The sequence below is a fragment of the Azovibrio restrictus DSM 23866 genome (genome assembly GCF_000429665.1).
Classification (GTDB): Bacteria; Pseudomonadota; Gammaproteobacteria; order Burkholderiales; family Rhodocyclaceae; genus Azovibrio; species Azovibrio restrictus.
In genome coordinates this window covers 18,076-44,148 of the sequence record NZ_AUCH01000016.1, presented here as the reverse complement: position 1 = coordinate 44,148, position 26,073 = coordinate 18,076, and the positions used below count along the sequence as shown (strand labels likewise).

The 26,073-nt window shown below is 68.2% G+C and carries 27 protein-coding genes; 3 read left to right on the top strand and 24 right to left on the bottom strand.

The features are described from left to right. Nucleotides 1–156: 156 nt before the first annotated feature. Nucleotides 157–1,452, bottom strand: coding sequence for a murein transglycosylase A (mltA, locus tag G474_RS0113730; RefSeq protein ID WP_051282287.1), 1,296 nt, complete (start codon nucleotides 1,450–1,452; stop codon nucleotides 157–159). Between the two features lie 46 nt (nucleotides 1,453–1,498). Between mltA and G474_RS0113725 the strand changes: the two genes are divergently transcribed. Then, complete coding sequence (locus tag G474_RS0113725; RefSeq protein ID WP_026687484.1) at nucleotides 1,499–2,377, top strand: ATP-binding protein; 879 nt, start codon at nucleotides 1,499–1,501, stop codon at nucleotides 2,375–2,377. Beyond that, complete coding sequence (locus G474_RS0113720; protein WP_026687483.1) at nucleotides 2,374–3,339, top strand: Nudix family hydrolase; 966 nt, start codon at nucleotides 2,374–2,376, stop codon at nucleotides 3,337–3,339. Before G474_RS0113725 ends, G474_RS0113720 begins: the two co-directional genes overlap by 4 nt. A gap of 12 nt (nucleotides 3,340–3,351) precedes the next feature. On the opposite strand, the gene G474_RS0113715 is transcribed toward G474_RS0113720, so the two are convergent. The 10 genes from G474_RS0113715 to G474_RS0113670 all read right to left on the bottom strand — a co-directional run bounded on the left by G474_RS0113715 (nucleotide 3,352) and on the right by G474_RS0113670 (nucleotide 11,832). After that, nucleotides 3,352–3,555 carry a DNA gyrase inhibitor YacG gene (locus tag G474_RS0113715; protein WP_026687482.1) on the bottom strand — a complete coding sequence of 68 codons (204 nt, stop codon included), beginning with the start codon at nucleotides 3,553–3,555 and terminating at the stop codon, nucleotides 3,352–3,354. Next, nucleotides 3,552–4,310, bottom strand: coding sequence for a cell division protein ZapD (gene zapD, locus G474_RS0113710; RefSeq protein WP_026687481.1), 759 nt, complete (start codon nucleotides 4,308–4,310; stop codon nucleotides 3,552–3,554). The genes G474_RS0113715 and zapD overlap by 4 nt, the downstream gene beginning before the upstream one ends. Before the next feature lie 84 nt (nucleotides 4,311–4,394). Continuing rightward, a complete protein-coding gene (coaE, locus tag G474_RS0113705) occupies nucleotides 4,395–5,021 on the bottom strand; it encodes a dephospho-CoA kinase (protein WP_026687480.1) in 627 nt (208 codons plus the stop codon). Further along, nucleotides 5,018–5,791, bottom strand: coding sequence for an SPOR domain-containing protein (locus G474_RS0113700; RefSeq protein ID WP_026687479.1), 774 nt, complete (start codon nucleotides 5,789–5,791; stop codon nucleotides 5,018–5,020). The genes coaE and G474_RS0113700 overlap by 4 nt, the downstream gene beginning before the upstream one ends. Nucleotides 5,792–5,803: 12 nt before the next feature. Next, nucleotides 5,804–7,168 carry a TrpB-like pyridoxal phosphate-dependent enzyme gene (locus tag G474_RS0113695; protein WP_026687478.1) on the bottom strand — a complete coding sequence of 455 codons (1,365 nt, stop codon included), beginning with the start codon at nucleotides 7,166–7,168 and terminating at the stop codon, nucleotides 5,804–5,806. Between the two features lie 125 nt (nucleotides 7,169–7,293). Continuing rightward, nucleotides 7,294–8,004, bottom strand: a complete 711-nt coding sequence (locus G474_RS0113690) for a type III pantothenate kinase (RefSeq protein WP_026687477.1) — start codon at nucleotides 8,002–8,004, stop codon at nucleotides 7,294–7,296. Then, the gene (locus G474_RS0113685; protein WP_051282286.1) at nucleotides 8,001–8,798 is read right to left on the bottom strand and encodes a biotin--[acetyl-CoA-carboxylase] ligase; all 798 of its coding nucleotides are present in this window, start codon (nucleotides 8,796–8,798) and stop codon (nucleotides 8,001–8,003) included. The genes G474_RS0113690 and G474_RS0113685 overlap by 4 nt, the downstream gene beginning before the upstream one ends. A gap of 63 nt (nucleotides 8,799–8,861) precedes the next feature. Then, the gene (gene ntrC, locus G474_RS0113680; RefSeq protein WP_026687475.1) at nucleotides 8,862–10,262 is read right to left on the bottom strand and encodes a nitrogen regulation protein NR(I); all 1,401 of its coding nucleotides are present in this window, start codon (nucleotides 10,260–10,262) and stop codon (nucleotides 8,862–8,864) included. Between the two features lie 19 nt (nucleotides 10,263–10,281). Next, nucleotides 10,282–11,346, bottom strand: coding sequence for a nitrogen regulation protein NR(II) (gene glnL, locus G474_RS0113675; protein WP_026687474.1), 1,065 nt, complete (start codon nucleotides 11,344–11,346; stop codon nucleotides 10,282–10,284). 42 nt (nucleotides 11,347–11,388) lie between these two features. Continuing rightward, nucleotides 11,389–11,832 (bottom strand): DUF4124 domain-containing protein, encoded by a 444-nt coding sequence (locus tag G474_RS0113670; RefSeq protein WP_245589369.1) that lies wholly within the window; start codon nucleotides 11,830–11,832, stop codon nucleotides 11,389–11,391. Nucleotides 11,833–12,026: 194 nt separating this feature from the next. Between G474_RS0113670 and G474_RS0113665 the strand changes: the two genes are divergently transcribed. Then, the gene (locus tag G474_RS0113665; RefSeq protein ID WP_026687472.1) at nucleotides 12,027–12,218 is read left to right on the top strand and encodes a hypothetical protein; all 192 of its coding nucleotides are present in this window, start codon (nucleotides 12,027–12,029) and stop codon (nucleotides 12,216–12,218) included. 3 nt (nucleotides 12,219–12,221) lie between these two features. On the opposite strand, the gene G474_RS0113660 is transcribed toward G474_RS0113665, so the two are convergent. The 13 genes from G474_RS0113660 to G474_RS0113595 form a co-directional block, all read right to left on the bottom strand. Further along, complete coding sequence (locus G474_RS0113660; protein WP_026687471.1) at nucleotides 12,222–13,505, bottom strand: MFS transporter; 1,284 nt, start codon at nucleotides 13,503–13,505, stop codon at nucleotides 12,222–12,224. A 118-nt stretch (nucleotides 13,506–13,623) separates the two neighbouring features. Continuing rightward, nucleotides 13,624–15,249 carry a cation:proton antiporter gene (locus tag G474_RS20825; protein WP_051282285.1) on the bottom strand — a complete coding sequence of 542 codons (1,626 nt, stop codon included), beginning with the start codon at nucleotides 15,247–15,249 and terminating at the stop codon, nucleotides 13,624–13,626. Nucleotides 15,250–15,416: 167 nt separating this feature from the next. Further along, nucleotides 15,417–16,472, bottom strand: coding sequence for a TDT family transporter (locus G474_RS0113650; protein WP_026687470.1), 1,056 nt, complete (start codon nucleotides 16,470–16,472; stop codon nucleotides 15,417–15,419). 259 nt (nucleotides 16,473–16,731) lie between these two features. Continuing rightward, nucleotides 16,732–17,364: a ParA family protein gene (locus tag G474_RS0113640; RefSeq protein WP_026687469.1), complete on the bottom strand. Its 633-nt coding sequence runs from the start codon at nucleotides 17,362–17,364 to the stop codon at nucleotides 16,732–16,734. A gap of 8 nt (nucleotides 17,365–17,372) precedes the next feature. Then, nucleotides 17,373–18,722 (bottom strand): TAXI family TRAP transporter solute-binding subunit, encoded by a 1,350-nt coding sequence (locus tag G474_RS20820; protein WP_043464486.1) that lies wholly within the window; start codon nucleotides 18,720–18,722, stop codon nucleotides 17,373–17,375. A 102-nt stretch (nucleotides 18,723–18,824) separates the two neighbouring features. Next, on the bottom strand, nucleotides 18,825–19,565 hold the full coding sequence (locus G474_RS0113630) for a Crp/Fnr family transcriptional regulator (RefSeq protein ID WP_051282301.1): 741 nt from the start codon (nucleotides 19,563–19,565) through the stop codon (nucleotides 18,825–18,827). Nucleotides 19,566–19,572: 7 nt separating this feature from the next. Beyond that, nucleotides 19,573–21,423: a nitric oxide reductase activation protein NorD gene (locus G474_RS0113625; protein WP_026687467.1), complete on the bottom strand. Its 1,851-nt coding sequence runs from the start codon at nucleotides 21,421–21,423 to the stop codon at nucleotides 19,573–19,575. Further along, nucleotides 21,424–22,440: a 4Fe-4S binding protein gene (locus G474_RS20815; RefSeq protein ID WP_043464484.1), complete on the bottom strand. Its 1,017-nt coding sequence runs from the start codon at nucleotides 22,438–22,440 to the stop codon at nucleotides 21,424–21,426. A gap of 13 nt (nucleotides 22,441–22,453) precedes the next feature. Then, nucleotides 22,454–23,254, bottom strand: coding sequence for a CbbQ/NirQ/NorQ/GpvN family protein (locus G474_RS0113615; protein ID WP_026687466.1), 801 nt, complete (start codon nucleotides 23,252–23,254; stop codon nucleotides 22,454–22,456). After that, complete coding sequence (locus G474_RS0113610; protein WP_043464478.1) at nucleotides 23,251–23,520, bottom strand: cytochrome C oxidase subunit IV family protein; 270 nt, start codon at nucleotides 23,518–23,520, stop codon at nucleotides 23,251–23,253. The genes G474_RS0113615 and G474_RS0113610 overlap by 4 nt, the downstream gene beginning before the upstream one ends. Next, the gene (locus G474_RS0113605; protein ID WP_026687464.1) at nucleotides 23,517–24,098 is read right to left on the bottom strand and encodes a cytochrome c oxidase subunit 3; all 582 of its coding nucleotides are present in this window, start codon (nucleotides 24,096–24,098) and stop codon (nucleotides 23,517–23,519) included. Before G474_RS0113605 ends, G474_RS0113610 begins: the two co-directional genes overlap by 4 nt. A gap of 127 nt (nucleotides 24,099–24,225) precedes the next feature. Next, entirely contained in the window at nucleotides 24,226–25,605 is a 1,380-nt protein-coding gene (locus tag G474_RS0113600; protein WP_026687463.1) for a cbb3-type cytochrome c oxidase subunit I, read from the bottom strand. 34 nt (nucleotides 25,606–25,639) lie between these two features. After that, nucleotides 25,640–26,065 (bottom strand): c-type cytochrome, encoded by a 426-nt coding sequence (locus G474_RS0113595; protein ID WP_026687462.1) that lies wholly within the window; start codon nucleotides 26,063–26,065, stop codon nucleotides 25,640–25,642. Between the last annotated feature and the right edge of the window lie 8 nt (nucleotides 26,066–26,073).

The following is a 26,073-nucleotide window of genomic DNA, read 5'->3' as shown; positions in this document are numbered from 1 at the left end:
GGTAGCCCGGCAAAGCAAGCACCATTCCAGTGCAAAAAATCCTTTGTTTTCAAGGATGGAAAGCAAAAACCCCAACGCAATCCGCACCAGCACAGTGCGCCACCCCGAAATACCGAACCATGGCGGTGCGTTTTGCACCACCATGGCGCCAGAGGCTTATTTTGGTGCAGCCTCGGGGGGCAGCAACACCCACATGCGGCCCCGCTGCTTCATGCGCCCCGCCTGCTCCCCGGCCTCCTTGCCGAAGCCCCAGAAGAAGTCGGCCCGCACCCCGCCCTTGATGGCCCCGCCGGTGTCCTGGGCCAGCATCAGCCGGTTCAGGGGCTGGTTGCTGTTGGGCCGGGTGGTGGCGAGCCAGACGGGCGCCCCCAGCGGGATATGGCGGGGATCGATGGCGATGCTGCGCTCCGGGGTGAGGGGCACGCCCAGGGCGCCGATGGGGCCGCCCTCGGTGTTGGGCAGCTCCCGGAAGAATACATAGCTGGGGTTGCTGTTCAGCAGCGCCTGCAACTGCCCCGGGTTGGCCCGGGCCCAGGCCTGGATGCCCTGCATGGAGGCTTCTTCCAGCTTCAGGGCGCCCCGCTCCACCAGCAGCCGGCCGATGGACTGGTAGGGATGGCCGTTCTGGTCCGCGTAACCGATGCGCACCCGGCTGCCGTCCGGCAGCTGCACCCGGCCGGAGCCCTGGACCTGGAGGAAGAAGAATTCCACCGGGTCCTGGACCCAGAGCAGGGTCTTGCCCGGCCAGCGCCCCCCCAGGCGGGCATCGATTTCGGCGCGGCTCCAGTAGGGCAGGACCTTGTTGCCCTCCAGGCGCCCGCGCAGGCGCCGGTGCTTGAGGTCGGGATAGACCTCGCCCAGCTCTATGGTCAGCATGTCCTGGGGCACCCCCAGTACCGGGGTGGCATTGGCGGCATCCTTGCGCCGGCTGCCCAGGATCAGGGGTTCGTAGTAGCCGGTGACCATGCCCTCCCGGCGCCCATCCCCCTCCACCACCGCATAGGGAGAGAGGCGGGTTTCGAAGAAGCGCCGGACCGCCTCGTTATCCTGGCCATCCACGGCCTTCGCCTGGCTGCAGACCCCGGCCCAGGCCGGGGCGTGGGGCTTGCCGGCGATGCCCCGGCAGGATTCCAGGAAGGCCCCCCAGGCCGCCCCGAGATTGTCCTGCTGCCATCCGGGCAGATCGGCCCAGCTGCCGGCCTCCAGCCGGGGCGGCACCTCCACCACCGGCTGGGTCGGGGCCGGGCAGACCGGAGCCGGCGGACAGGCGGGACAGACCGGACAAGCCGCCCGGCTCTCCCCGGTCCCGGTGCCGGGCTCCTGCCCCTGAGGCCCTTCCCAGGGCATGGAACCGGCACACCCCCCCAGCAGCAACAGGCCCGCCAGCAGCGGGATGGAGAAACGGGAGGAACTGCGGAGCAGGCGGGTGGCGCTGGATTGGCTTTTTTGCATGGCTTTGGCTAGATTCGAGGCTTCGCCCACAAGTATAACCTTAGCCATGTTCGACCCCGCCCAACTGGAACGTCTGCTTGACCGCGCCGAATCGGTCCTCACCCGCCTCGAATCCCGGCTGCCGCCCCCCTGCCCCACTCCTGACTGGCAGCATACCCTGGCCTGCCGCTGGCGCCGCCAGCAGGGCTACGGCCACCTGATTCCGGTGCAGCAGGTGCACCCGATCCGGCTCGCCGACCTGGCCGACATCGACGACCAGAAGGAGCGGATCACCGCCAACACCCGCCAGTTCGTGGCGGGTCAGCCGGCCAACAACGTGCTGCTCACGGGCACCCGGGGCTCGGGCAAGTCCTCCCTGGTGAAGGCGGTGCTGAACGAATACGCGGCCCAGGGCCTGCGCCTGATCGAGGTGGACAAGGACGATCTCACCGACCTGGCCGAAATCGTGGACCAGGTGGCCGGCCGGCCGGAGAAATTCCTGATCTTCTGCGATGACCTCTCCTTCGAATCCGGCGAGAACGCCTACAAGGCCCTGAAATCGGTGCTGGACGGCTCCGTCGCCGCGCCGCCGGACAACGTGCTGATCTACGCCACCTCCAATCGGCGCCACCTGATGCCCGAATATTTCTCGGAAAACCTGGAGACCACCCGGGTGGATGGGGAAATTCACCCTGGCGAAGCCATAGAGGAAAAGATCTCCCTGTCGGAACGCTTCGGCCTGTGGATATCCTTCTACCCCTTCGACCAGGACAGCTACCTCCACATCGTCGCCCACTGGCTCAAGTCCTACGGCTTTTCCAAAAAGGCCATCGCCGCCGCCGAGCGGGAAGCCCTGAACTGGGCCCTGGGCCGGGGCTCCCGCAGCGGCCGGGTAGCCTGGCAGTTCGCCCGGGACTACGCCGGCCGGGCCGGGGTGCGGCCGTGAGCGAGACCGCCATCGTCCAGGTGGCGGCCGCCGTGATGCTGAGCCGGGACGGCCGCGAGTTCATGCTCGCCTGCCGCCCGGAAGGCAAGGTCTATGCAGGCTACTGGGAATTTCCCGGCGGCAAGGTGGAGCCAGGGGAAACCGTGCGTCAAGCCCTGGTGCGGGAACTCCAGGAAGAACTGGGGATCACCGTGACCCGGGCCAGCCCCTGGCTGCACCGGCACTTCGTCTATCCCCATGCGCACGTGCACATCCATTTCTGGCGGGTCACCGACTGGGAAGGGGAAGTGGGCATCACCGCGCCCCTGGAACACAGCGCCGTGGCCTGGCAGCCCCTGGGCGGCCCGAACCAGGTAGAGCCCATGCTGCCCGCCAACGCCCCCATCCTGAAGGCCCTTTCCCTGCCCTGCCGCATGGGCATCACCCGGGCGGAAAACATCGGCATCGAGGCCGAACTGGAACGGCTGCAACGGGCCCTGGCCGGTGGCCTGCGCCTGGTGCAGCTGCGCGACCGGCAACTGGAACCGGCCCGGCGTCGGGAACTGGCAACAGCCGTCATGGCCCTGGCCGCCCCCCAGGGCGCCCTGGTGCTGGTCAGCGAAGATGGCAGCGGCAGCGGCATCACCCTGGCCCGGCAGGTGGGCGCCCAGGGGGTGCATCTCACCTCCCGGGCCCTGGCCACCTGCACCGACCGCCCCGACCTGCCCTGGGTGGGGGCCTCCTGCCACCACCGGGAAGACCTGCTCCTGAGCGAACGACTGGGACTGGATTACGCCCTTCTAGGGCCGGTGCTGCCCACCGCCAGCCATCCGGAAAGCAAGGGCATGGGCTGGGAGCAGTTCGCCCGGCTGCTGGAAACCTCCACCCTGCCCGTATTCGCCCTGGGCGGGCAAAGCCAGGCCACCCTGGAGCTGGCCCAGGCACAGGGCGCCCATGGCATCGCCTGCCTGCGGGACTGGTGAAGCGGCGGGAGATCAGCCCCGGGGCGGGAGGGCGTCGGGATCGATACCGGCGTCCTGCTCCTCTACCGGCACCTTGTAGGACTCACTTGCCCAGCAGCCCAGGTCGATGAGCTTGCAGCGCTCGGAACAGAAGGGGCGCCAGGGATTTTCCGGGCGCCATTCGGACAGGGTGCCGCACTGGGGACAGGGCACCTGACGGTAAACAAGCTGGGTCACAGGTTGCAGAAGGTCAGTTCAAAGCCCACATCCCGATCGCAGCCCTTGGCCTTGATGTCCATTTCCGGGGGGTGGGTGAAGCGGATGTTGAGGGCGTAGCGGTTGGCGCTCACCTCGGGCACCGCCTGCTCGCTGGGGGCCAGGGAGATGCGCACCATCTGGGCGGCGGTGCCGCCCAGCATGCGCTGGAACTGGCCATGCACGGCGTTGAGCCGCTCCACCCGGCCGCTGGAGCGCAGCAGGCGCAGGATGATGGTCAGGGCGTCGCGCACGGGCAGCATGGACTTGGACCAGGAAGCCAGGGAGTCGCTGCGGAACTGCTCGGACTGGTGCAGCCAGTAGTGGTAGGAGGGCAGGTCGAATTCGCACACGCCGCCGGGAATGGCCACCCGGCTCTTGATGCCCATGAGCCAGTCATTGTCCCGCAGGGTCTGGCCGAACTTGCCGCTCAGGGCCAGCAGGGCGGCGGAGGCCTGCTCGATCTCGTAGAGGGCGCCGGACAGGGCCGCTTCGGAAATATCGGGATTGTTGCGAAAGCCCAGCAGGGTCTGGCGTTGCCGTTCCAGCTCCTGGATCATGTCCATCTTCAGATCGGCCCGACCGGCCACATCCAGGATTTCGAACAGGGTGACGAGGGCGACGTGGTTCTCCGCCGGACCATCCGACTTGGAGAAGTAGGCTACCTTTTCGAAGAGGTCCTCCAGGCGCAGCAGGGTGCGTATGCGCTCATTGAAGGGATATTCGTAGGTGATCACGCCGCCGCCATTCTGGTGAATTTCGATTATTCTGAATCAGTTAGCAACAAATCTCAACTTAATACTTTAAGCCGAATCAGTTTTTTACCCACAAATCGGGCTGGCGGCCTTGCGGGCCGCCATTTGCAGATACGCCTGATGCAGCCGGGCCACGGCCGGCCCCAGGCTGTCGGGCGAACCGCTGTTGTCGAGCACATCATCCGCCACCGCCAGACGCGCCGCCCGGCTGGCCTGGGCTGCCATCACCGCCTGCACCTCCGGGGCGGACAAGCCGCTACGCGCCATGACCCGCTCCACCTGCAGGGGCTCGGGACAATCCACCACCAGCACCCGGTCCAGCCCATAGGCCTGTACCCCGGTCTCCACCAGAAGCGGCACATCCAGGAGCACGTAGGGAGCGGCGCTGGCGGCCACCCGGGCGGCCGCCTCGGCCCGGATCAGGGGATGCAGGATGGCTTCCAGCTGCCGACGGGCCGTCTCGTCCGCAAACACCCGCTGGCGCATGGCGCTCCGGTCCAGGGCCCCGTCCGGGCCGACGATGTCCGGCCCGAAGACCGCCTGGAGCGGCGCCAGGGCCAAGCCGCCGGCCCCGGTCAGCTGCCGGGCCAGGGCATCGGTATCGACCAGGCCCGCCCCCAGGGCCACGAAGGCCTCGGCCACCGTACTCTTGCCGCTGCCGATGCCGCCGGTCAGCCCGACCAGAAAGCTCACTGACAGTCCTTGCTGCCGGAGCCTGCCGGCAAGCCCTGGCGCAGGGTGGCCAGGGCCCCGGCATCACCCCGGACTTCCAGCAGCTGCCGGGCGCCTTCTGCCTGGCGTGGCCCGACCCGGGCGCTGCGCACCCCCTGGGACTGCAGCTGCTCCAGGCGTTTCTGGGCGGCTTCTTCCCGGGAGAACACCCCCAGGGAAATGGCGAACTGCTGGGCCCCTTCGGTGACGACAAAGAACTCCTTCACCCCCAGGCGCTGCAGCTCCCCGGCCTTCTTGTCCGCGCCCTTCTTGTCCCCCTGGGGCGGGATGAACACCCACCAGCTGCCTTCGCTGCGCCGGCTGGCCTTGAGCTTGGCCGCCTCCGCCTGGGCCACCAGGGTTTCCACCGCATCGATCTGCAGGCCGCTGATCAGGATGCAGCGGGACCCCTTGACCACCTTGTCCGGCACCGGCGGCTTGTCGCTTTCCTTGGGCGGCGCCGGTTCCGGCTTCACCTCCGCCGGCCGGGCTTCCGCAGGTTTGCTCTCCGGGGCCGGCGCGCCGGGGGCGGCAGCAGGCTCAGGGACAGGCTCGGGCGGTGCAACCGGCGAGGGTGCAGGAGCAGGAGCCGGCACCGCTTCCCCGGCCCGGGCCAGGAGCTGCAGGCGCTCGGGGTTGATCTGCTGCTGCCCGCGCAGGGCATCCGGCGAGGCCCCGGTCCCGAAGTAGCCACCGGCATAGGCAAAGAACAGCAGATTGGCGAGGATCAGGAGGAACACCAGGGCCCGCATGGTTCAGCGCTTTCAGCCCACCTGGGGCAGGTGCTTGAGGGAATCGGCAATGGCTTCGGCCGGGTAGGCGAAGTCTTCCAGCTTGCCGGCGAAGAATTTGTCGTAGGAAGCCATGTCGAAGTGGCCGTGGCCGGTGAGACTGAACAGGATCACCTTTTCCTCGCCGGTCACCTTGGCTTTCAGGGCCTCGTCGATGGCAGCCCGGATGGCGTGGCAGGACTCGGGGGCGGGGATGATGCCCTCGGCCCGGGCGAACTGGACCCCGGCTTCGAAGGTGGCCAGCTGCGGCACGGCCAGGGGCTCCACCAGGCCCTCGTGGGTGAGCTGGGAAACCAGGGGGCTGGCGCCATGGTAGCGCAGGCCACCGGCGTGGATGCCCGGGGGCATGAAGTCATGACCCAGGGTGAACATCTTCATCAGCGGTGTATAACCGGAAGCGTCGCCGAAGTCGTAGGCGTAGGCGCCCTGGGTCAAGGTCGGGCAGGAGGTGGGTTCCACCGCGACGCAGCGCAGATTGTTGGCTCGCTTGTCGCCGGCCGCCTTGTCGGCCAGGAAGGGGAAGGCAATGCCGCCGAAGGAGGAGCCGCCGCCGCAGGGGCCCACCACCACGTCCGGGTAGAGGCCCAGCTTGTCGAACTGCTTCTTGGCTTCCAGGCCGATGATGGTCTGGTGCAGGAGCACGTGGTTGAGCACCGAGCCCAGGGTGTAGCAGGTTTCCTTGTCGGCGGCGGCCTCTTCCACGGCCTCGGAGATGGCCAGGCCCAGGGAGCCCTGGCACTCGGGATCGGCGGCCAGGGCCTTGCGGCCGGCTTCGGTGAGGTTGGTGGGGCTGGCAAAGACCTCGGCGCCCCAGGTCTGCATCATGGAGCGGCGGAAGGGTTTCTGCTCATAGCTCACCTTGACCATGAACACCCGCACCGGCAGGCCGAACATCTGCCCGGCGAAGGCGATGGAGGAGCCCCACTGGCCGGCCCCGGTTTCGGTGGTCAGCTTCTTGGTGCCGGCCTCCTTGTTGTAGAAGGCCTGGGGCACGGCGGAGTTGGGCTTGTGGGAGCCGGCCGGGGAAACCCCCTCGTACTTGTAGAAGATCTTGGCTGTGGTGCCCAGGGCCTGCTCCAGGCGCAGGGCCCGGCACAGGGGAGCGGGACGCCAGAGGGCGTAAATCTGCCGCACCTCCTCGGGAATCTCGATCCAGCGCTGGCTGCTCATCTCCTGTTCCAGGATGTTCATGGGGAAGATGGCGCCCATCTGTTCCGGCCCCATGGGCTGTCCGTCGGGTCCCAGGGGCGGGGCCGGCGGGTTCTTCATGTCGGCCACCACGTTGTACCAGTGGGTGGGCATTTCATCCGGGTTCAGATAGGTGCGCAGGGGAATCATGATTCAGGAAATGTTTGGCGGAAAAGGCGATAAGTTAACCGAAAAGCATCGGGGGGGCCAAGGCAAGTGCACACACTGACCGGGAGCGCACCAATGGCGTGCACAAAACACCAGGGAACGCACCATCACGGTGCAGACGAGGCCAGCTGCCGCACCCCCTCCAGAACCAGATAGGGTTCGGAACGCAGGGGCAGGGACAGCAGCGGCGCCAGGGCCGGCCCGGCGCCCCCGGCCAGGAAACAGCTGGCGGCCCCGGGCAGGCGCCGGTAAGCCCGCTCCACGGCACCGGCCTGGGCCTCCAGGCAGCCGCTGCGGATGGCATCGCCGGTTTCCCGGGGATGGACCTGGTGCCGGCCCGCGGCCAGGGGCAGCCGGGCCGTGCCCCGGGCCAGGGCGGCCTGCATCATGTCCAGCCCGGGCAGGATCAGGCCGCCGAGAAACACGCCCTCCCCGTCCAGGCTGTCGATGGTGGTGGCCGTGCCGGCGCTGACCACCAGGCAGGGCCGGGACTCCAGGGAGCGGGCCCCGATCAGGGCACACCAGCGGTCCACACCCAGGGTCCCGGGCTGCAGATAGCTGTTGCGCACCCCCGCCGCCGCCCCGGTACTGCGCACCGGCTCCAGGTCCAGCCCGGGCAGCAGCGCTTGCAGAGCCGCTTCGGCCTCGGGTCCGGCGACGCTGGCCAGCAAGGCCCGCTCAGGCCGGCCCCAGGCCGCCAGCCGGGCCGGCAGGGCGGCCAGCTCCTGCCACTCCAGGGCCCCCTGTTCCAGCCAGCCCGAGGCATCGGCCAGCCCCCACTTGAGGCGGCTATTGCCCCCATCAAAGCAGAGGATCATGGCTGCGCCCCAGGGCGCAGGCTCAGGTCTCCGGCGAGAAAGCGCTGCTGACCGGCGGCGGTCTCCAGGAGCAAGGCCCCTTCCGCATCCACGCCCCGGCACAGGCCCTGGGCCAGGAGCTGCCCCGCCTCCAGCAGGCAGACGGCTTGATCCTGCCAGAGGTGGCGGGCCTGCCAGTCCGAACGCAGGGGCAAGAAGCCCTCCCGGGCGAACAGCTCCAGGGTCTGGGCCAGTTCCGCCAGCAGGGCAGCCAGCAGCTGATGCCGCTCGGGCAGCGCCGGGCAGCAGTCGGCCAGGCCCGCCACGATCTGTTCGCTTACCTGGGGCGCCCGCAGGTTGAGGCCGATGCCGATCACCACCTGCATGCCTCGCCGGTCCGCCGCCAGTTCCACCAGGATGCCTGCCAGCTTGGCGTCTCCCGCCGCCCCCCGGAAAAGCAGATCGTTGGGCCACTTCAGCCCCAGCCCCCTGGCCCCCAGGGACTCCAGGGCCCGGGCCAGGGCCAGCCCCACGGCCAGGGACAGGCCGGCCAGCCGGGCCGGGTCGGCGCTCCAGCGCCAGAGCAGGGAAAAGGTCAGGCTGTCCTCGGGGCTGGAGACCCAGGGCCGGCCGCGCCGCCCCCGGCCGGCGCTCTGCCGGTCGGCCACCAGCACGGAGCCGGAAGGGGCGCCGGCGGCGGCCCGCTCCAGCAGGCGGGCGTTGGTGGAGTCGCAGCTGTCTACGGCATCCACGTCGAAGCGGCCGGCCATGGGGCCCAGGGCCTGGCGCAGCAGGGTAAGGTCGATCAGGGGCATGAAAAAGGCGGCTGATGAAAGCCGCCATTATCACCGCCCGGCAGGATGGGGGCCAGCCGCCCCTCAGGAATCCCGGCCGCCCTCCAGGCCCAGTTCCTGGATCTTGCGGGTGATGGTGTTGCGCCCGATGGAAAGGGCCTGGGCCGCCTCGATCCGGCGCCCCCCGGTGTGGGCCAGGGCCCGGTTGATCAGGGTCCGCTCGAAGGCCTGCACCAGGCGCTCGTGGAGATCCGGGGTGGAGGCCGCCAGCAGCCGGTCCACTTCCTGGGCCAGGGCTCCCTCCCAGTTGGCAGCCGTGACCTGCACCGGCGCCTCGCGCAGCTCCGGCGGCAGATCGGCGATCTCCACCTGCTGGCCCGGGGCCATGACCGTGATCCAGTGGCAGAGATTCTCCAGTTGCCGCACGTTGCCGCTGAATTCCAGCCCGGCCAGGTACTTGAGGGCGGACTCGGACAGGCGCTTGGATTCCACCCCCAGCTCCTGGGCGCTCTTCTGCAGGAAGTGCTTGGTCAGCAGAGGGATGTCCTCGCGCCGCTCCCGCAGGGCTGGCAGCCGGATGCGGATCACGTTCAGACGGTGGAACAGGTCCTCCCGGAACAACCCGTCCTTGACCCGGTCCTCCAGGTTCTGGTGGGTGGCGGCGATGACCCGCACGTTGGCCTTGATCGGGGCATGACCGCCCACCCGGTAGAAGTGCCCATCGGAGAGCACCCGCAGCAGGCGGGTCTGGAGTTCCGCCGGCATGTCGCCGATTTCGTCCAGGAACAGGGTGCCCCCGTCCGCCTGCTCGAAGCGGCCCCGGCGCTGGGTCTGGGCCCCGGTGAAGGCGCCCCGCTCATGGCCGAACAGCTCCGATTCGAGCAGATCCTTGGGAATGGCCGCCGTGTTGATGGCCACGAAGGGCGCATCCTTCCGGGGACTGTGCCGGTGCAGGGCGCGGGCCACCAGCTCCTTGCCGGAGCCGGATTCCCCGGTGATCAGCACCGTGGCATGGGACTGGGAGAGCCGGCCGATGGCCCGGAACACCTCCTGCATGGCGGGCGCCTGGCCGAGGATTTCCGGGGTCAGCCCCACCTCCTCCACCGCACCACTCTGGTGCATGCTTTCGTCGATGGCCCGCCGGATCAGTTCTATGGCCTGATCCACGTCGAAGGGCTTGGGCAGGTATTCGAAGGCGCCGCCCTGAAAGGCCGCCACGGCGCTTTCCAGGTCCGAATAGGCGGTCATGATGATCACCGGCACCTGGGGATGGCGCTCCTTGACCCGCTTCAGCAGGTCCAGGCCGGAGGCCCCGGGCATGCGGATGTCAGAAAGCAGGGCCTGGGGCGGTTCCTCGTCCTCCAGGGCCTGCAGGGCCTCGCTGGCGGAAGCGAAGCTCTTGAAGGGAATGCCCTCCCGCGTCAGGGTCTTTTCCAGGACCCAGCGGATGGAGCGGTCGTCGTCGATGATCCAGATTGGTTTCATGGGCAGCTCAAAGCAAGGTTCAGGCCCGCTCCATGGGCAGGCGGATCAGGAAGCAGGTCCGCCCGGGGCGGCTATCGCATTCTATGGTGCCCTGGTGCTGCTGCACGAAACTCTGGGCCAGGGTCAGGCCCAGGCCGGTGCCTTCGGGGCGCCCCGACACCAGGGGATAGAACATGCGTTCCTTGAAGTCGTCGGGTATCCCCGGGCCGTTGTCGATGATGGCGATGTCGATGGCCAGGCGGAACCGGCGCTTGACCAGGGTCACCTGGCGGGCCGAGCGGGTCTGGAAGATGATTTCTCCCTTGCCTTCCATGGCCTGGGCGGCGTTGCGGGCGATGTTGAGGAACACCTGGATCAGCTGCTCCCGGTCCCCCACCAGGTCGGGCAGGCTGGTGTCGTAGTCGCGGCGGATGCTGAGGCCGTCCGGGTATTCCAGCAGCAGCAGGCTGCGCACCCGCTCCAGGACCTCGTGGATGCTGACCGGATAGGGCTGCATGGACGCCCGGTGGGGCGAGAGCAGGCGCTGCATGAGATCCTGCAGCCGGTCGGCCTCCTTGATGATGACCTGGGTGTATTCCTGCAGGGAGGGATTGTTGAGCTCGTGCTCCAGGAGCTGGGCAGCACCGCGGATGCCTCCCAGGGGATTCTTGATCTCGTGGGCCAGATTGCGGATCAGCTCCCGGCTGGCCTGCTGCTGCTCGATCAGCCGCTCTTCCCGGCTCGCCTTCAGCTGCTGGTCTATGGGCTGCAGCTCCATGAGCATGCGGATTTCCGGCGCGTCCTCGCAGTGCACGGGGGTCACGGTGCAGTTCAGGTGCAGCACCTCGTCATTACCCCGGCGGATCTCCACGTTCTGGCCCGTGTAGCTCCAGTTGTTGGCGATGGCGTTGTCCAGGGCCGACTGGAGGGTGGCACTGTAGCGCATCACCTGGTCCAGGGCGCGGCCGATCAGGGAGCGGCCGGTGACGGCCAGGAGATTCTCGGCGGCGCTGTTGGCGTAGCGGACCTGGCGCTCCGCATCCATGAGGACCACGGCGGAAGCCAGATGGTCCAGGCCGCTGAAAGGGGTGTAGGTTTTGGTCATGGCCGCGAAAAGCAAGTTCCGCACCCGGCCACGAACCGGGCACTACTTGAGGTTGGCAAGTTCCTTGTTGATGGCCTGGATGTTGCGCTCGTGCAGGGCCACCTTGTCCTTGTAGGGTTGCAGCCGGTCCAGCAGCTTCTGGTAATTGCGCTCGTCCCCGAGACGCACGGCCTCCTGTTCGGCCAGCTCCTTCTTGGCCTGCTCCAGGGCCTTCTGTTCATTGGCCAGCTCCTGGGTCAGGATGGCGCGCCGGTCATTGTCCCTGGCTTTCTGGGCATCACCGCTGACCTTGGGGAAATCCACCGGGGTGGGATTGGCCGCAGCCCCCGGGGTGCGGCCGGTGGTCTTGGCCGGCGCCGAGGCGGAATTGGCGGGCTCCAGCTGCATGCGTTTGCAATTCTTGCTGGCGGCCACGTTGGAATAGGTCACGTGCCCCTCATCATCGACGCAACGGAAAATCTGGCTCCAGGCCGGCGTTGCGGTCATCAGGGCTCCGAGCAGAAACAGGCTGGCAAGCAGGTTGTTTGGCATCGTCATAACTCTGAGCAGGGGTTTGAAGTGTAACAACATCGCCATACATCCACAAAGCCGATTGCTTACATTTTCTTGCCGGCCGTCGCTCCGCCCCTGGTCCGGGGAGCGCTACACTTGCTGCCGTACCCACGAAGGGAGCCCCCCCCATGCGCCATCTGATCCCCGTCATTTTCCTCCTGATCCTGGGCAGCACCCAGGCCCTGGCGGCTCCGGCCCCCTACTACCTGTGGATGAGCAAGGTGGACGGCAGCCGGGTCTGCTCCCAGACGCCCCTGGGCGAAGGCTGGCAGAAGATGGGCGGCCCCTTCAAGGACAGCCGCTGCCGCAAGCCCGCCTGAGACTCAGCCTTCCCCCTGCCAGATGTTGCGGCAGCCGGTCTCGCGTACCCGCCAGGAAGCCAGGGCGCCCAGGAAAGCGATGCCGGCCAGGAGGGCAAAACCCCACTGGAAGTCGGCCAGGCTGTAGAGGCGTACCGCCCCCTCGGTGCGGCCGTCCCAGCTCAGGTCCATGACCACCCCCACCAGGGGCTGCAACACCGCCGCCGCCGCAAACCCGCCCATGTTGGCCACGGAAGTGGACATGCCCGAGAGCAGGGGCGGATTCACCTCCTTGGCGCAGGCCCAGGTCAGGGTGAAGCTGGAAGTGGCCAGCCCCATCAGGGCGAACAGCCCGTAGGACAGGGGCGGCGTCAGGCTGACGCCGGACAGCCACAGCAGCCAGATGGCGGCGTACAGGTGGGAGACCAGGATCAGCACCGGCTTGCGCCGCCGCAGCCGGTCGGACAGGTTGCCGAGCAGGACGCTGCCGAGGGCAAAGCCCATGAACAGCAGGGACAGGTGGGACGAGGCATCGGCCCGGGAATAGCCATGGGCCTGCATCAGGAAGGGCACGGCCCAGAGGCCGCCGAAGGTGAAGAAGCTCCCCGAGATGCCGGTATTGACCAGCACCACCGGCCAGGTCGCCCGGTTCCTGAGGATGCGCCCCATGCCCTGGAGCACCACGGTGCGATCGAACCGATGGGCCGGGGCGGGCGCCCCGGAAACCTGGGGTCGGTCCCTAACCAGCAGCCAGCACGCCAGCCCCAGCACTAAGGACAGCAGGCCGACGCCAAGGAAGACCTGACGCCAGCCCAGGGCCTGGGCGGTGCCCGCCAGGGGAGCGCCGGCCAGTACCGAGCCCAGGTTGCCCAACAGCAGGGCCAGGCCGGTCATGGTGGCGAAACGGTGTTCCTCGTACCAGACGGCAATCAGCTTCAGCATGGCGATGAAGGTGACCGAAACCCCGAGACCGATCAGGGTGCGCCCGGCCAGGGCTACGTCCAGGCTGGGCGCCAGCCCGAACAGCAGGCTGCCGGCCCCGCCCACGAGACCGCCGAGCAGGAGGATGCGGCGGGGCCCCAGGGTATCGGCGAGGATGCCCGTGGGAATCTGCATCAGGGTGTAGACGTAGAAATAGGTGGCGGCCAGCACCCCCAGGGAGGCGGCGGAAGTATGAAAGGCCGCCGCCAGATCCTGGGCCACGCCGGCCGGGGCAAAGCGTTGAAAGAAGGACAGCATGTAGGCGAGCACCACCACGGCCATCATGATCAGGCGGCGGCGGTACTGCTCCTGGCTCAGGGGCAGCATGGGGGTCTCTCTCCAGTTATGGGGCGGCCCGGAGCGACTCCGGGGGCCCTGTTTTTGTGCAACAGCCCGGACTTTACCCTAAAGCTGCCGACAAGGCGGACCGCCCCGGCGGCCGGCCCTAGCGGCTCTTGCGGCGCACCGCCTGGATCCGCTCCAGGGCCCGGTCCCCGGGGACCCCCAGCCAGGTCAGGGTCTCCAGGGCCAGGACAAAACTGCCCTCGATGACTTCCGGCACCACGGCCGAGGCCCCCTCGGCCCGCAGGTGGTCGGCATCCGCCTGGTCCCGGGCCCGCAGGATCACCGGCATGGTGGGGTGCAGGTGCCGCACCAGGGCCAGCACCCGCTCCGCCGCCCGCAGGCTGTCGAAGGTCACCACCACCGCACGGGCCCGGCCCAGGCCGGCGGCCTGCAGCACCTCCCTGCGGTCCGCATCGCCGAACACCGCGTTATGCCCCAGGCGGGCCGCCTCCTCCAGGCGGTGGGTGTCCGTATCCAGGGCCACGAACCCGATGCCCTCGGCGGCCAGCAACCCGGCCAGGTTCTGCCCCACCCGGCCGTAGCCGCAGAGCACCACGTGCTGCTCGCACTCCATGCTGTGGCTGGCCACGTCCTGGACCATCCGGGCCCGGCGGGAGAACTCGTCCTCGGACAAGCCCTTCCTGACCTTGCCCACCCGGTTGATGGCCAGGGGCGCCAGGAACATGGAGAGCAGCATGGCCGCCGTGGTCACCTGGTGCACGTCATGGGGAATCAGCTGGTTGCCGACCCCGACCCCGATCAGCACGAAACCGAACTCGCCGGCCTGGGCCAGCTGCACCGAGGTGCGCAGGGCGATGTCCCGGGTGTTGCCGGCCAGCCAGCAGATGCCGCCCATGACCAGCAGCTTGGCCGCCACCAGCAGGCACAGCACCAGCAGCACCCGGCCCAGGTTGCCCAGCACGTAGGCCACATCCAGCTGCATGCCGATGGTGACGAAGAACAGCCCCAGCAGCACGTCCCGGAACGGGCGGATATCCGCCTCCACCTGGTGCCGGTACACGGTCTCGGCGATCAGCACCCCGGCCACGAAAGCCCCCAGGGCCAGGGACAGGCCCGCCTCCGCCGTGACCCAGGACAAGCCCATGACCACCAGCAGCACGTTGAGCATGAATAGCTCCTCCGACTTCTGCCGCACCACCACCCGCAGCCAGCGTCCCATCAGACGCTGCCCCAGCACCACCAGCAGCACCAGCACCAGAGCCGCCTGGGCCAGGGCCTTGGCGAGGGAAGGCAGCAGGTCGTCGGCGGAGGAAGCCAGGGCCGGGATGATCAGCAGCAGCGGCACCACGGCCAGGTCCTGGAACAGGAGCACGCCCATGGTCTGGCGCCCGGCCTGGGAGTTGAGTTCCAGCCGTTCGGAAAGCAGGCGCGCCACGATGGCGGTGGAGGACATGGCCACGGCCGCCCCGGTGGCCACACCGATCTGCCAGGGATTGTGGAAATACCAGACGGTCAGGACCGTGGTCCCGAGCACGGTCACCAGCATCTGCGCCCCGCCCATGCCGAACACCAGCCCCTGCATGGCCTGCAGGCGCTTCAGGCTGAATTCGAGACCGATGGAAAACATCAGGAACACCACCCCGTACTCGGCCAGGGTGGCGGTGGAAGCATTATCAGGCAGGGCCGCCAGCCCCGAGGGGCCGAGGGCAATCCCCGCCGCCAGATAGCCGATCAGGGGAGGCAGCTTGAGCATGCGGGCCAGCATCAAGGCCAGCACTCCCGATGAGAGCACAACAACAATGGTGGAAAGGCCTGCGTGCATCGGATCGGGAGAGAATGGAAGGCGCGCTATTTTAGCGCCTGCCAGCCGCAACCGGAGCCCGAGCGGATGCGCTCAACGGCATCCGCCCGGGGGATGGCCTCAGGAGGTCATCAGTGAGGCCGGAACACGGCGCCGCTCACCACCCCGCGCAAGGTCTTGAACAGGGTCAGCGCCCACAGCCCCAGCATCAGGCCCCAGGCCAGCACTCCGCCCCACCAGGCCGCCGCCAGGGGCATAACCTGGGCCAGACGCAGGGACAGGGTCACCAGGGCGCCCAGGGGAAAGATGAAACCCCACCAGGAGAGGGCAAAGGGCAGCTGGCCCCGGCTGCGGGCCGCCAGGGTCATGAGCAGGGCCATGATCAGCCACCAGACGCCCGCGCCCCAGAGCAGCAGGGCCAGGACCTGGGCCGTTTCCATGGCCCCGGGCAGGGAAAAGTGGGCCAGCAGGTTCATCAGGCTCACGGGAATCACTCCGATGGGCGCCAGCTGAATCCAGACCGTGGGGGTAAGGACTCCCAGGGCCGGTTTGTGCAGATACTTGCGGAAGATCATCAGGCCCAGGAGGCTCAGGTACATGAGGCTGCCCGCCCCCAACCCCAGCACATTGGCGAGCAGGGCCAGCTCCCGGGCGGGCCCCTGCAGCTGTTCCAGCAGGGGGCCGCCGGCCACGGGAATCACCACCAGACCAACGGCGGGAATGAACTTGGCCGGGGTCACATGATCCAGGGCCACATGCTCCCCCAGGAACATCCGGTAGAGGATGACGAAGCTGAACAGGTAGGTGAGCAGGGCCCCGGTCCACCACAGGCCCAGCACCAGCGCCAGGTCATGCCCGAAGGCCAGCCCCTGGGCCGCCAGGACCAGCAGGGCGATGGAGAAGGTGGGGTAGAAACTGGCCTGTACCGGGTGGTTGAGGGTGGCCAGGGCAGCCTGAGGGAAACGCAGCCAGCGGGTCAGCCAGGGCACGGCCAGGAGCAGGAACAGCAGCTGGTTGAACAGGTGCAGCCCGAACGCGGCGCACTCCAGCACCGGCCACTGGCGGGACAGGGAAAGGGTGGTGAGGGAGAGCACCCCGGTGCCCATCACCGCGGCGAACCAGCCGGGCGCAAAATTCCTGCTGATTTCCGCAAAGGAGGGATAGGGGGAGCCAGAATCTGCCGACATGCCGTCCTCTTTTTATCCTTAAAACCTCAGTTAAACCACAGAGGCACAGAGACGCCGAGGAAAAACAAAGACTTGTCCTGGAAGGCCAGGTCACTTTCCAGGTGAGCGCAGAAGATGATGCAAGCCATTGTTTTTTTGAACTTCTCTGTGTATTTGTGTCTCTGTGGTGAGGTTTTTAGGCTTATAAGAAAACGCTGATTATCAACTACCGGCCCCCGGCCTGCCAAGCCGGAAGGGGACTCCCGGCACCTCCGGGCGGCTACTCCCCGTCGGCCTCCACCCAGTCCAGGATGGGCTGCCACTGCTCCCGGTCCCGCTCCACCCGGGAGGGCGGCAGGTCGAACAGGGTCAGGCCCTGGGCGGTGGCCTGGACGTAGTTCTGGGTATCGCGCAGGTAGGTCAGTACCGGCAGCTCGAAGGTGGCCAGGAAACGCTCCAGCTCCGCCGCGGCCCGGGTGCGCGGGTCCACCCGCATGCCGATCACCGCCACGTCGGTGCGGCCCTTGCGGATGGCCTTGGCTTCCCGCAGGTTCTCGAGAAAATGCCGGGTGGCGAGCATGTCGAACAGGGCCGGCTGCACCGGCACGATCACCCGGGTGCTCATCTTCAGCATCTTTTCCAGGGCCTTGCCATGCAGCCCCGCCGGGGTATCCAGCACCACGTGGCTGGTACCCTTGGGCGGCCGGGCGATCTGATCCGGGCCGATTTCCCAGGTGCCGATGGCGGGCAGCTCCCGGGGGCGCAGGGCCAGCCACTCCCGGGCCGACTGCTGCCGGTCGATGTCGCCCAGCATCACCCCGTGGCCCCGGCGGGCCAGGTAGCCGGACAGATTGGTGGCCAGGGTGGATTTACCCGAGCCCCCCTTGGGATTGGCGACGAGAAAGGCTTTCATTGGACGGTTCAAGGTTGCGGCGGCAGGACCTGGCCTTGCCGCTCGTGGCGATCCAGGGTCTTGCGTACCAGGTTGATGTGTTCCCGCAGGGTGTAGAGCAGATCGGCAAAACTCACGGGGATGGACAGGCGGTTGGCGGCGGCCTCGATGGCATCCAGGCGGCTCCGGAAGGCTCCGGGGGCCTCCGCCCCCTGGGGCCGGCTGCCATCATAATGGGCGAGGATGTCACTTTCGAGAAACTTGAGCTCCCCGTAGTGGCGGCAGATGCGCGAACGGATGCGCCAGGAGTAGAGGGCCGGGGCCAGCCGCAGCAGGGGAAACAGCAGGGCGAACAGGGGCAGGGCCAGGACCAGGAAGCGATCCACCAGCACCGCCAGCCAGAAGGGCATGTAGCGCTGCAGGAAAGGCGGCCCCGAGGCATAGAAGCGCTCGGCCACGGGGGCCAGGGGAAAGCTGCTGTCCTTGTAGGCGGGGAACTCCCCCCGGCTCTGGAAGAAGCCGCTGCCCCCATGGACTTCTCGCAGGGCCGCCAGCAGCAGGGTCTGCAGGGCCGGATGCAGGTCCTCCCGGATCACCAGGTTGGCGGTGGCGGCCAAGAGCTGGGTGTCCTTGCGGGGGGTGTTGCGCACCAGATCCACGCCCCCTTCCGGCAGGGTCAGGCGGGAGAGGAAGGGAAACTGGCGGCGGTAGGCCTCGGCCTGGGAAAAGCTCATCACCTGGATGCCCGGGGAGCGCAACAGCACCTGCACCACCGGGGCTTCCGGCGCGGCGATCACGAACAGGGCATCCAGGCGGCCCTGCTGCAGTTCCTCCGCCGCCTTCAGCCCGCCCAGAGGGATCAGCCGCTGCCCGGCGCCCTCCAGCTCGTTGGCGGCCAGCAGCTGCTGGGCCAGGGCCTGGACACCGCTGCCCTCCTGCCCCACCGCGATGCGCCGGCCGTCCAGGCGGGTCAGCCGGTCCGGCAGACGCCGGCCGCGCACGAACACCCAGATGGGCTCATAGAAGGCGCTGCCGATGGTGTACAGCCCCTCCAGATCGGCGGCCGGCAGCACGCCGCCCTGCACGAACCCCACCTGGGCCTCGCCCCGTTGCAGGCGCTCCAGGTTTTCCCCGGTGCCGTTGGAAGGCCGCAGCTCCAGGGTGATGCCGTCCCGGGCGAGGATTTCCTGGTAGCGCCTGGCGAAGGCGTGGTAAGCCCCATCCTCACCGCCGGTGCTGAGCACCAGATGCCGGGGCGGCGCCGGCTCCACGAACTGCAGGGCGCCCCAGAAGCCCAGAGCGATGATCAGCACCAGGGGCCAGCCGGTCGCCAGCCATTCGCGCAATGAAATCCACCAGGCCTGCAAACGCACACCCATCCAGTCTGCTCCTCGGTCCGGCTATGGAAGAGGGGGAACTATACTCCCCGGGAGCGGGCGGCAAAAAGCCGGAAGGGCATGGCGGCTGCCCTGCCGCCCGGCTCAGGGCAGGCTGTCCCGCAGCCGGCCGATGTCGGGAATGTGGATCAGCCGGCCCTCCACGGTGACCAGCCCGTCGCTTACCAGTTCGTGCAGGATGCGGGAAAAATGCTCCTGGGTCAGGTTGAGCCGGGAGGCGATGGTGCCCTTCTGGGTAGGCAGAAGCACGGTGGCCGGCCCCTCCTGGATGCACAGTCCCGTCATTTCCTCTTCCCGCAGCAGGTAGCCGATGATGCGCTCCCGGCCGGAGCGCAGGGAATAGGTTTCCAGGTCATGGATCAGGTTGTGCAGGCGCATGGACAGCCCCGCAATCATCTTGCGGGACACCTGGGGATCCCGGTTCAGCTCCGCGAACACCGCGTCCTTGCCGATGTGCAGCAGGCGGCACTCGGTCAGGGCCTGGGCCATCAGCATGTAGGGGCGCTCCATGAACATCACCGCCTCGCCGAAGCTTTGGCCGGGGCGGATGATTTCCACCACTTTCTGGTTGCCGTCCGGAGAGATGAAGGCCAGCTTCACCTGCCCCTCCAGGGTCAGATAGAAGCCGTGGCAGGGGTCGCCCTTGTGGAACAGGATGTTGCCCTTGTCGTAATGCTCGCTCCGGCACCCCTGGGCCAGGCGCATCAGGCTGTCCGGCTTCAAGCCGGAAAAGAGAGGGGTCCGGGCCAGGGCCCTGACCATGGCCAGCCGCTCCGGATCAGTGCCTTCGGGAACCTCAAAAAGGGGCATGGGGGCGCAGGGCATCATGACATCACCTCGTCAGTTGGGCGTAGAACAGGGGAAGATGGAGTGGCAGCTCCTCCGGCTTGCGCAGCACGGCGTAGCCCTGCGGCCCGAACAGGTGGGGCAGGTAGCCGGCGCCTTCGCGGTCGATCGTCAGGCAGAAGGGCAGCAGGCCGAGGCGACGCGCTTCGAGCACCGCCGCCCGGGTGTCCTCGATGCCGTAGCGGCTGTCGTAGAGGTCGAGGTCGTTGGGCTTGCCGTCGGACAGAATGAGCAGGATGCGCCGGCTCGCCGCCTGCGCGTCGAGCAACTGGCTGGCGCGGCGGATGGCGGCGCCGAGCCGGGTGTAGTAGCCGGGGCGGATGGCCTGGACGCGGCCGCGGATGCGGTCGTCGAAGGGATCGCCGAAATCCTTCAGGCGATGGAAGCGGACCTGCTGCCGGCGCACCGAGGAAAAGCCGCACAGTGCGAAGGCGTCGCCGGTGGCGGCGAGCGCCTCGCCGAACAGCAGCAGGGCGTCGCGGATGACGTCGATGACGCGCGCCTCGCTCGACACCCAGGCGTCGGTGGACAACGAGAGGTCGGCGAGCACCAGGCAGGCGAGGTCGCGTTCGCGCCGTTCCAGCGACAGGTAGAGCTGCTCGCCGGGATGGCGGCCGCAGGCGCGGTCGGTGCAGGCGCGGACGACGGCGTCGAGGTCGGCCTCGCTGCCGTCGGGCTGCCCCTTGAGCCAGCGCCGGCCGGGCTGCAGGGCGGCGAACTGCTGGTGCAGACGGCGCGCGGTGCGGCGCAGGCGCGGCGGCAGCGGCGTCGGCACGGCATGGCGGGAGGCCAGCTCCTGCAGGCAGACGTGGTCGTCGAGCAGGCGGCCCTTTCGGTAATCCCATTCCGGCAGGCGCAGGCCGGGGCCGAGCACGATGTCGTCCTCGGCCGCCGACGGCAGGTCGAGGTCGAAGCGCACCCGCGAGGCGACCCGCTCGCCGGGCGCCGCCTCGGTCAGCGACAGGCGGTCGAGGTCGGCGGCGACGTCGGCGGCATTGGCATCGGGATCGTCGTCGACGCCGCGATTGACGCGGATGAACTCGGCCACCGAGAGCAGGCTTTCGGCGCGAAAGTACATCATGATGCCGTCGCGCTGCGGCCCGGCATCCACGCGCTCGGCGCGGTGCGCCTGGGCGCCGCCGTCCTGCACTGCACCGGCGGCCGCGGCGCCGCCGTCGCCGGTCTTGTTCGGCGCGCCGGCGGCAACGGCACCGGCCTCGCACCAGAGCAACACCGGCGCGGCCGGTGCGGCATCGGCCGGCAGTTGCGGCCATGCGCTGACGCTGCCCGGTTCCAGTAGCGCCTGGCGCAGCGCGCTTTCCAGCGCCGCCTCGGCCGGCGGCAGTTGTGCCGGCGCCAGGCGCAGCGGCAGGTAGGCGGCGACCAGTCGCCGGTAACGCGTCGCCAGGCCGGGGAAGTCGGCGAGCGCGGCAACCGTCGCCGCCTGGTTGCGGGTCGCCGGGTCGGCCCCGGCGAGCGCCGCCGGCAGCCGATGCAGGCAGGCCGCCTGCGCCGCCAGCCAGTAGTAGAGGTCGCGGTTCAGCGCACGCTCCGGAAACACCGCCAGGCGCGCCGGCAGGCGCAGGCTGGCGAGGTCGATGCGGGCCTGCGCCTGCCGCTCGCCGCTGCCGGCGACGCGCGCCAGCCAGGAACGGCGGGCGCCGTGGGCGTCATTGGTGGCGGCGGCCAGACGCAGGCCGGGGTCACCGCCGAGGGCGCGGAAATAGATGCCGAGCGGGCGCTGCATCGCCTTCAGCTCGACGGCCGCCGCCGGATACTCGGCGCCGGCGGCGCGCGTCACCCAGCGATGCCAGAGCTTGCCGACCCATTCTTCCATTTAATCATCTCTCTCGTCGGCGAGGCGGTTGCCGGGGCGGAAGCCGGCCTCGTTGCGGCGCGCCGCGGCCGCCGCCACCCAGTGCAGCAGCGGGCCGTCCGGGTTGGCCGCCTGGCTCTCGGCGCAGGCGCTCAGGCATTGGCCGCACTGGGTGCAGGTGAACATGTGGCGCTTGATGTTGCGCGGGTTGAGGCGCATCGGGCAGACCATGTCGCAGGCGGCCTGGCGGTCCGGCAGGCAGTCGTTGCAGGCGGCGCCACGGGCGCGCTGGAAGCCGACCACCATGGCGTCGCGGTTGCCGATCCAGATCAGCGACTGAAAGAGGCCGACCGCGCAGGCGTAGCGGCAGAACAGGTGGCGGGCGAAGAGGAATTCCAGGCTGAGGACGACGGTGGCGGCGCCGATGAACAGCGCCTGGTTGCGCGTCGGCGCGCCACGCCACAGGTTGCCGTAGACCTCGGACGGCGGCAGCAGGTAGGTCAGCAGCACCACCGCCCAGCACAGCGCGAAGGCCACCGCCGCCGGCACCACCAGCAGCCACCAGCGGCGGTCGGTGCGGCGCGGCCGGCCGTCCGGCTGCCACGGCGGCAGGGTTTCCCTTTCCCACAGGCTGGGCTTGCCGGAGGCGCGCAGCATCAGCGTGTTGATGGTTTCGACCACGGAAAAATGCGGGCACAGCCAGCCGCAGTAGAGCCGCCCCCAGCGCCGGGCAACGCCGAGGAACAGCGCGGCGCCGGCCAGGAGCGGCAGGAACAGGCGCAACAGCACGTTGCCGGCGGCCTCGCCGGCGCCAATGCGGCCGGCGATGAAGTCGTCGAGGCCGAGCCGCCATTCCATGCCGAGCAGCCAGGCGTGGCCGGCGTTGAGGTCGTAGCGGAAGAGGTCGAACATCGGCGCCAGCACGAAGAGGACGAAGAAGCCCGCCTGCCAGGCCAGGCGCCGCCGCTGCAGTCCCGCCGGCGCACCGGCGTTGCGGATCGGAATCACCCGGCGGGCGGCGCCCCCTGCCCCGTTCATCGTCCTGCCCCGGTCAGCGGCCGAAGGTGGCGGATACCACCTCCATCAGCGCTTCGGCGACTTCCGGATCGTCGGTCAGGCTTTCGACGATGGCGCTGCGGCAGGCCAGCACCGGGTCCATGCCGTCGCCGACGAGCAGCGCCGCATACACCAGCAGGCGGGTGCTCGCCACTTCCTCCAGGTCGTGGTCGCGCAACTGGCGCAGGGCGGCGGCGATGCCGGCGAGGCGACGGGCGAGGTCGGCGTCGCAGCCGGTTTCGCGGCGCAGGATGGCGGCCTCGCGCTCCGCCGTCGGGAAGTCGAAGCGCAGGCTGACGAAGCGCTGCCGGGTCGATGGCTTCATCCCCTTGAGCAGGTTCTGGTAGCCGGGGTTGTACGACACCACCAGCATGAACGACGGCGGCGCCGCCAGCAGTTCGCCGGTGCGGTCGATGGGCAGCAGGCGGCGGTCGTCGGCCAGCGGGTGGAGGACCACCGTGGTGTCCTTGCGCGCCTCGACCACCTCGTCCAGGTAACAGATGCCGCCGGCGCGCACCGCCCGGGTCAGCGGGCCGTCGCACCAGACGGTCTGGCCGTCGCCGATCAGGTGGCGGCCGACCAGGTCGGCGGCGGTGAGGTCGTCGTGGCAGGCGACGGTGAACAGCGGCAGCCCCAGCTTCGCCGCCATGTGGGCGACGAAGCGCGTCTTGCCGCAGCCGGTCGGCCCCTTGATCAAGAGCGGCAGGCGGTTCTTCCAGGCCGATTCGAAGACCGTCGCCTCGTCGGCGCAGGGTTCGTAGAAGGGCGTGAGGTCGGCGGGGGCGGCGGCGTTCATGCGGACATTCCTTTCCAGTAAGCGAGGGCGATGACGACGCCGACCAGCAGCAGCCAGCCGACGATCAGCGCCGGCCAGAGCAGCGGCGCGCGGCGCAGCGCCATGAATTCGAGGGCGACGACGCTGCCCTTGGCGATGGCGAGCAGCAGCAGGACGGCGGTCAGCGCCGGGCCGCCCTGCCCTTCGCCGAGCGCCCAGGTAAGCAGCGTGGCGAGGACCAGCACCAGCCAGAGCAGCGCGGTGCGTGCCGGCGGAAGACGGATCAATGGATGACATAGACGAGCGGGAAGAGGATCAGCCAGACCAGGTCGACCATGTGCCAGTAGGCGGCGCCGCTTTCCAGGCCGTTCATCGCACCCGGGCCGTAGTGGCCGCGGCGCAGGCCGTGCCAGAGCACGGCGAGGATGACCAGGCCGAGGATCACGTGCATGAAATGGAAGAAGGTCAGCGACAGGTAGAACATCTGGAACGGCCCGCCCGACAGATTGACGCCGGCGGCGAAGGCGAGCGCGTATTCGTGGCCCTTGACGCCGAGGAAGGCAAGGCCGCAGACGATGGCGCCGAGCAGCCAGGGCGCCGCCCGGGCGCCGTCGCCGCGCGCTGCACCCTGCACGGCGCGGACGACCAGGGCGCTGGCGCTCAGCAGCAACAGGGTGTTGATGGCGCCGGCGTTGCGGTCGAGCAATTGCTGGCCGGCTTCGAACAGCGCCGGATGGCGGGCCCGGGTGAAGGCGTAGGCGGCGAAGAAGACGCCGAAGGCGAGCAGCTCGGCGAGGATGAAGATCCAGATGGCGAGGTCGCCGGCCAGGTAACGCGGCGGCGGCAGGGAAAGATCGACTTGCATGCCGCGCAGTCTAGGCGCCGCCTCCGGGCGGGGCTTTGATGCGTGCTAAATTCGTCCAGCCGGGGCCAACGTGCACAAAAAAGGGGCGGCTCGCGCCGCCCCGAAAACACCACTATCTACTCGCTTGTTATTGGGCGCCGACCCGGCTTTCGCCCTTGACGAAGAAGCTGATCAGGTAGATCACCAGGCCGATCAGGAAGATCACGCCGCTGATCTCGCGCAGCCAGTAGAACAGCGAAATCTGGTCCTGCGTCGCCATGAAGGACAGCGGCGCGGTCGAGATGCGCTGCAGCCAGACCTGCAGGATGCCGGCGGCGGTCAGGAACAGCGTGATGAAGACCATGGCGATGGTCATCAGCCAGAAGCTCCACATCTCCAGCACCTGGGCCCGCGGCGAATTGGCGGCCCGACCGCGCAGGATCGGCATGGCGTAGCTGATCAGCGTCAGGACGACCATCACGTAGGCGCCGTAGAAAGCCATGTGACCGTGGGCGGCGGTGATCTGCGAACCATGGGTGTAGTAGTTGACCGGGGCCAGGGTGTGCAGGAAGCCCCAGACGCCGGCGCCGAGGAAGGCCATGACGCCGGTGCCGAGCGCCCACAGCACGGCAGCCTTGTTCGGATGCTCGCGGCGGCGACGGTTGACCATGTTGAAGGCGAAGACGGTCATCGCGAAGAACGGGATCGGTTCCAGGGCCGAGAACACCGAACCCCACCACTGCCAGTATTCCGGCGCGCCGATCCAGTAGTAATGGTGACCGGTACCGATGATGCCGGTGACCAGCGTCAGGGTGATGATCACGTACAGCCACTTCTCGATCACTTCGCGGTCCACGCCGGTGACCTTGATCAGGACGAAGGCGAGCAGCGCACCGAGGATCAGTTCCCAGACGCCTTCCACCCAGAGATGGACGACCCACCACCAGTAATACTTGTCCTTGACCAGGTTATGCGGGTTGTAGAACGAGAACAGGAAGAAGATCGCCAGCCCCCACAGGCCGAGCAGCAGCACCATCGAAATCGCCGTCTTGCGCCCCTTCAGCATGGTCATGCTGATGTTGAAGAGGAAACCGAGGGCGACGATGACGATGCCGATCTTGGTCAGCAGGGGCTGTTCGAGGAACTCGCGTCCCATCGTCGCCAGGATGTCGTTGCCGGTCATCTCGGCCAGCGTGGCGTAAGGCACGAACAGGTAACCGAGGATGGTCAGCGCCCCGGCGACGAGGAAGATCCAGAACAGCCCGATCGCCAGCTTGGGACTATACAACTCGGTTTCCGACTCCTCCGGCACCATGTAGTAGGCCGCCCCCATGAAACCGAACAGCAGCCAGACGATCAGCAGGTTGGTATGAACCATCCGGGCAACGTTGAAAGGCAGGGCGGGAAAGAGGAAATCCCCGACCACGTACTGGAGGCCCATGATCAGTCCGAAGACGATCTGCCCCACGAACAGGCCGATTGCCGCCACGAAATAGGGCTTGGCAACCGCTTGGCTCTTGTATTGCATCGCGATACTCCTTGAATGTCGAAACTCGGCGGGCTCAGCCTTCGATGTTGGGCGGCCAGTTGGCGGTGTTGATTTCGGAGGCGTACTTCAGGAAGGCCACCAGATCGTCGAGTTCCTTGTCGCTCAGATGAAACTGCGGCATCTGCCGCCGTCCCGGCGCGCCGGTCGGCTGCGCCTGGATCCACGCCTTGATGAAGTCCGGACCGCGCCGGACATAGACGTTGCCGAGCTCCGGCGCGAAATAGGCGCCCTCGCCGAGCAGGGTGTGGCAACCGATGCAGTTGCGCGTCTCCCAGATCTTCTTGCCGGCGATCACCTCCGGCGTCAGATTCTGGCTGTTGTCCCGCTTCGGCAGCGCCTGGTTGGTGTCATAGGTGAGAGCCAGGAATAGGAGGAAGAAGAAGACCGTTCCCCCGTAAAAGATATTCCGGGCCATCGATTTCGTGAAAGTTCCGCTCATCGTGCGCT

What these genes read in the sequence shown, in the direction of transcription:
- G474_RS0113685 (WP_051282286.1), bottom strand. Translation starts at nt 8,798, where the DNA reads ATGCCCCTGATCGACCTTACCCTGCTGCGCCAGGCCCTGGGCCCCATG.
- ntrC (WP_026687475.1), bottom strand. Translation starts at nt 10,262, where the DNA reads ATGAAACCAATCTGGATCATCGACGACGACCGCTCCATCCGCTGGGTC.
- G474_RS20825 (WP_051282285.1), bottom strand. Translation starts at nt 15,249, where the DNA reads ATGCTGGCCCGCATGCTCAAGCTGCCTCCCCTGATCGGCTATCTGGCG.
- glnL (WP_026687474.1), bottom strand. Translation starts at nt 11,346, where the DNA reads ATGACCAAAACCTACACCCCTTTCAGCGGCCTGGACCATCTGGCTTCC.
- mltA (WP_051282287.1), bottom strand. Translation starts at nt 1,452, where the DNA reads ATGCAAAAAAGCCAATCCAGCGCCACCCGCCTGCTCCGCAGTTCCTCC.
- G474_RS0113625 (WP_026687467.1), bottom strand. Translation starts at nt 21,423, where the DNA reads ATGGAAGAATGGGTCGGCAAGCTCTGGCATCGCTGGGTGACGCGCGCC.
- G474_RS0113595 (WP_026687462.1), bottom strand. Translation starts at nt 26,065, where the DNA reads ATGAGCGGAACTTTCACGAAATCGATGGCCCGGAATATCTTTTACGGG.
- G474_RS0113660 (WP_026687471.1), bottom strand. Translation starts at nt 13,505, where the DNA reads ATGCTGCCCCTGAGCCAGGAGCAGTACCGCCGCCGCCTGATCATGATG.
- G474_RS0113615 (WP_026687466.1), bottom strand. Translation starts at nt 23,254, where the DNA reads ATGAACGCCGCCGCCCCCGCCGACCTCACGCCCTTCTACGAACCCTGC.
- G474_RS0113640 (WP_026687469.1), bottom strand. Translation starts at nt 17,364, where the DNA reads ATGAAAGCCTTTCTCGTCGCCAATCCCAAGGGGGGCTCGGGTAAATCC.
- G474_RS0113695 (WP_026687478.1), bottom strand. Translation starts at nt 7,168, where the DNA reads ATGATTCCCCTGCGCACCTATCTGAACCCGGATGAAATGCCCACCCAC.
- G474_RS0113600 (WP_026687463.1), bottom strand. Translation starts at nt 25,605, where the DNA reads ATGCAATACAAGAGCCAAGCGGTTGCCAAGCCCTATTTCGTGGCGGCA.
- G474_RS0113630 (WP_051282301.1), bottom strand. Translation starts at nt 19,565, where the DNA reads ATGCCCTGCGCCCCCATGCCCCTTTTTGAGGTTCCCGAAGGCACTGAT.
- G474_RS0113700 (WP_026687479.1), bottom strand. Translation starts at nt 5,791, where the DNA reads ATGCGGGCCCTGGTGTTCCTCCTGATCCTCGCCAATCTGCTGTTCTTT.
- G474_RS20820 (WP_043464486.1), bottom strand. Translation starts at nt 18,722, where the DNA reads ATGGGTGTGCGTTTGCAGGCCTGGTGGATTTCATTGCGCGAATGGCTG.
- G474_RS0113650 (WP_026687470.1), bottom strand. Translation starts at nt 16,472, where the DNA reads ATGTCGGCAGATTCTGGCTCCCCCTATCCCTCCTTTGCGGAAATCAGC.
- G474_RS0113670 (WP_245589369.1), bottom strand. Translation starts at nt 11,832, where the DNA reads ATGACCGCAACGCCGGCCTGGAGCCAGATTTTCCGTTGCGTCGATGAT.
- G474_RS0113690 (WP_026687477.1), bottom strand. Translation starts at nt 8,004, where the DNA reads ATGATCCTCTGCTTTGATGGGGGCAATAGCCGCCTCAAGTGGGGGCTG.
- G474_RS20815 (WP_043464484.1), bottom strand. Translation starts at nt 22,440, where the DNA reads ATGAACGGGGCAGGGGGCGCCGCCCGCCGGGTGATTCCGATCCGCAAC.
- G474_RS0113605 (WP_026687464.1), bottom strand. Translation starts at nt 24,098, where the DNA reads ATGCAAGTCGATCTTTCCCTGCCGCCGCCGCGTTACCTGGCCGGCGAC.
- G474_RS0113665 (WP_026687472.1), top strand. Translation starts at nt 12,027, where the DNA reads ATGCGCCATCTGATCCCCGTCATTTTCCTCCTGATCCTGGGCAGCACC.
- G474_RS0113725 (WP_026687484.1), top strand. Translation starts at nt 1,499, where the DNA reads ATGTTCGACCCCGCCCAACTGGAACGTCTGCTTGACCGCGCCGAATCG.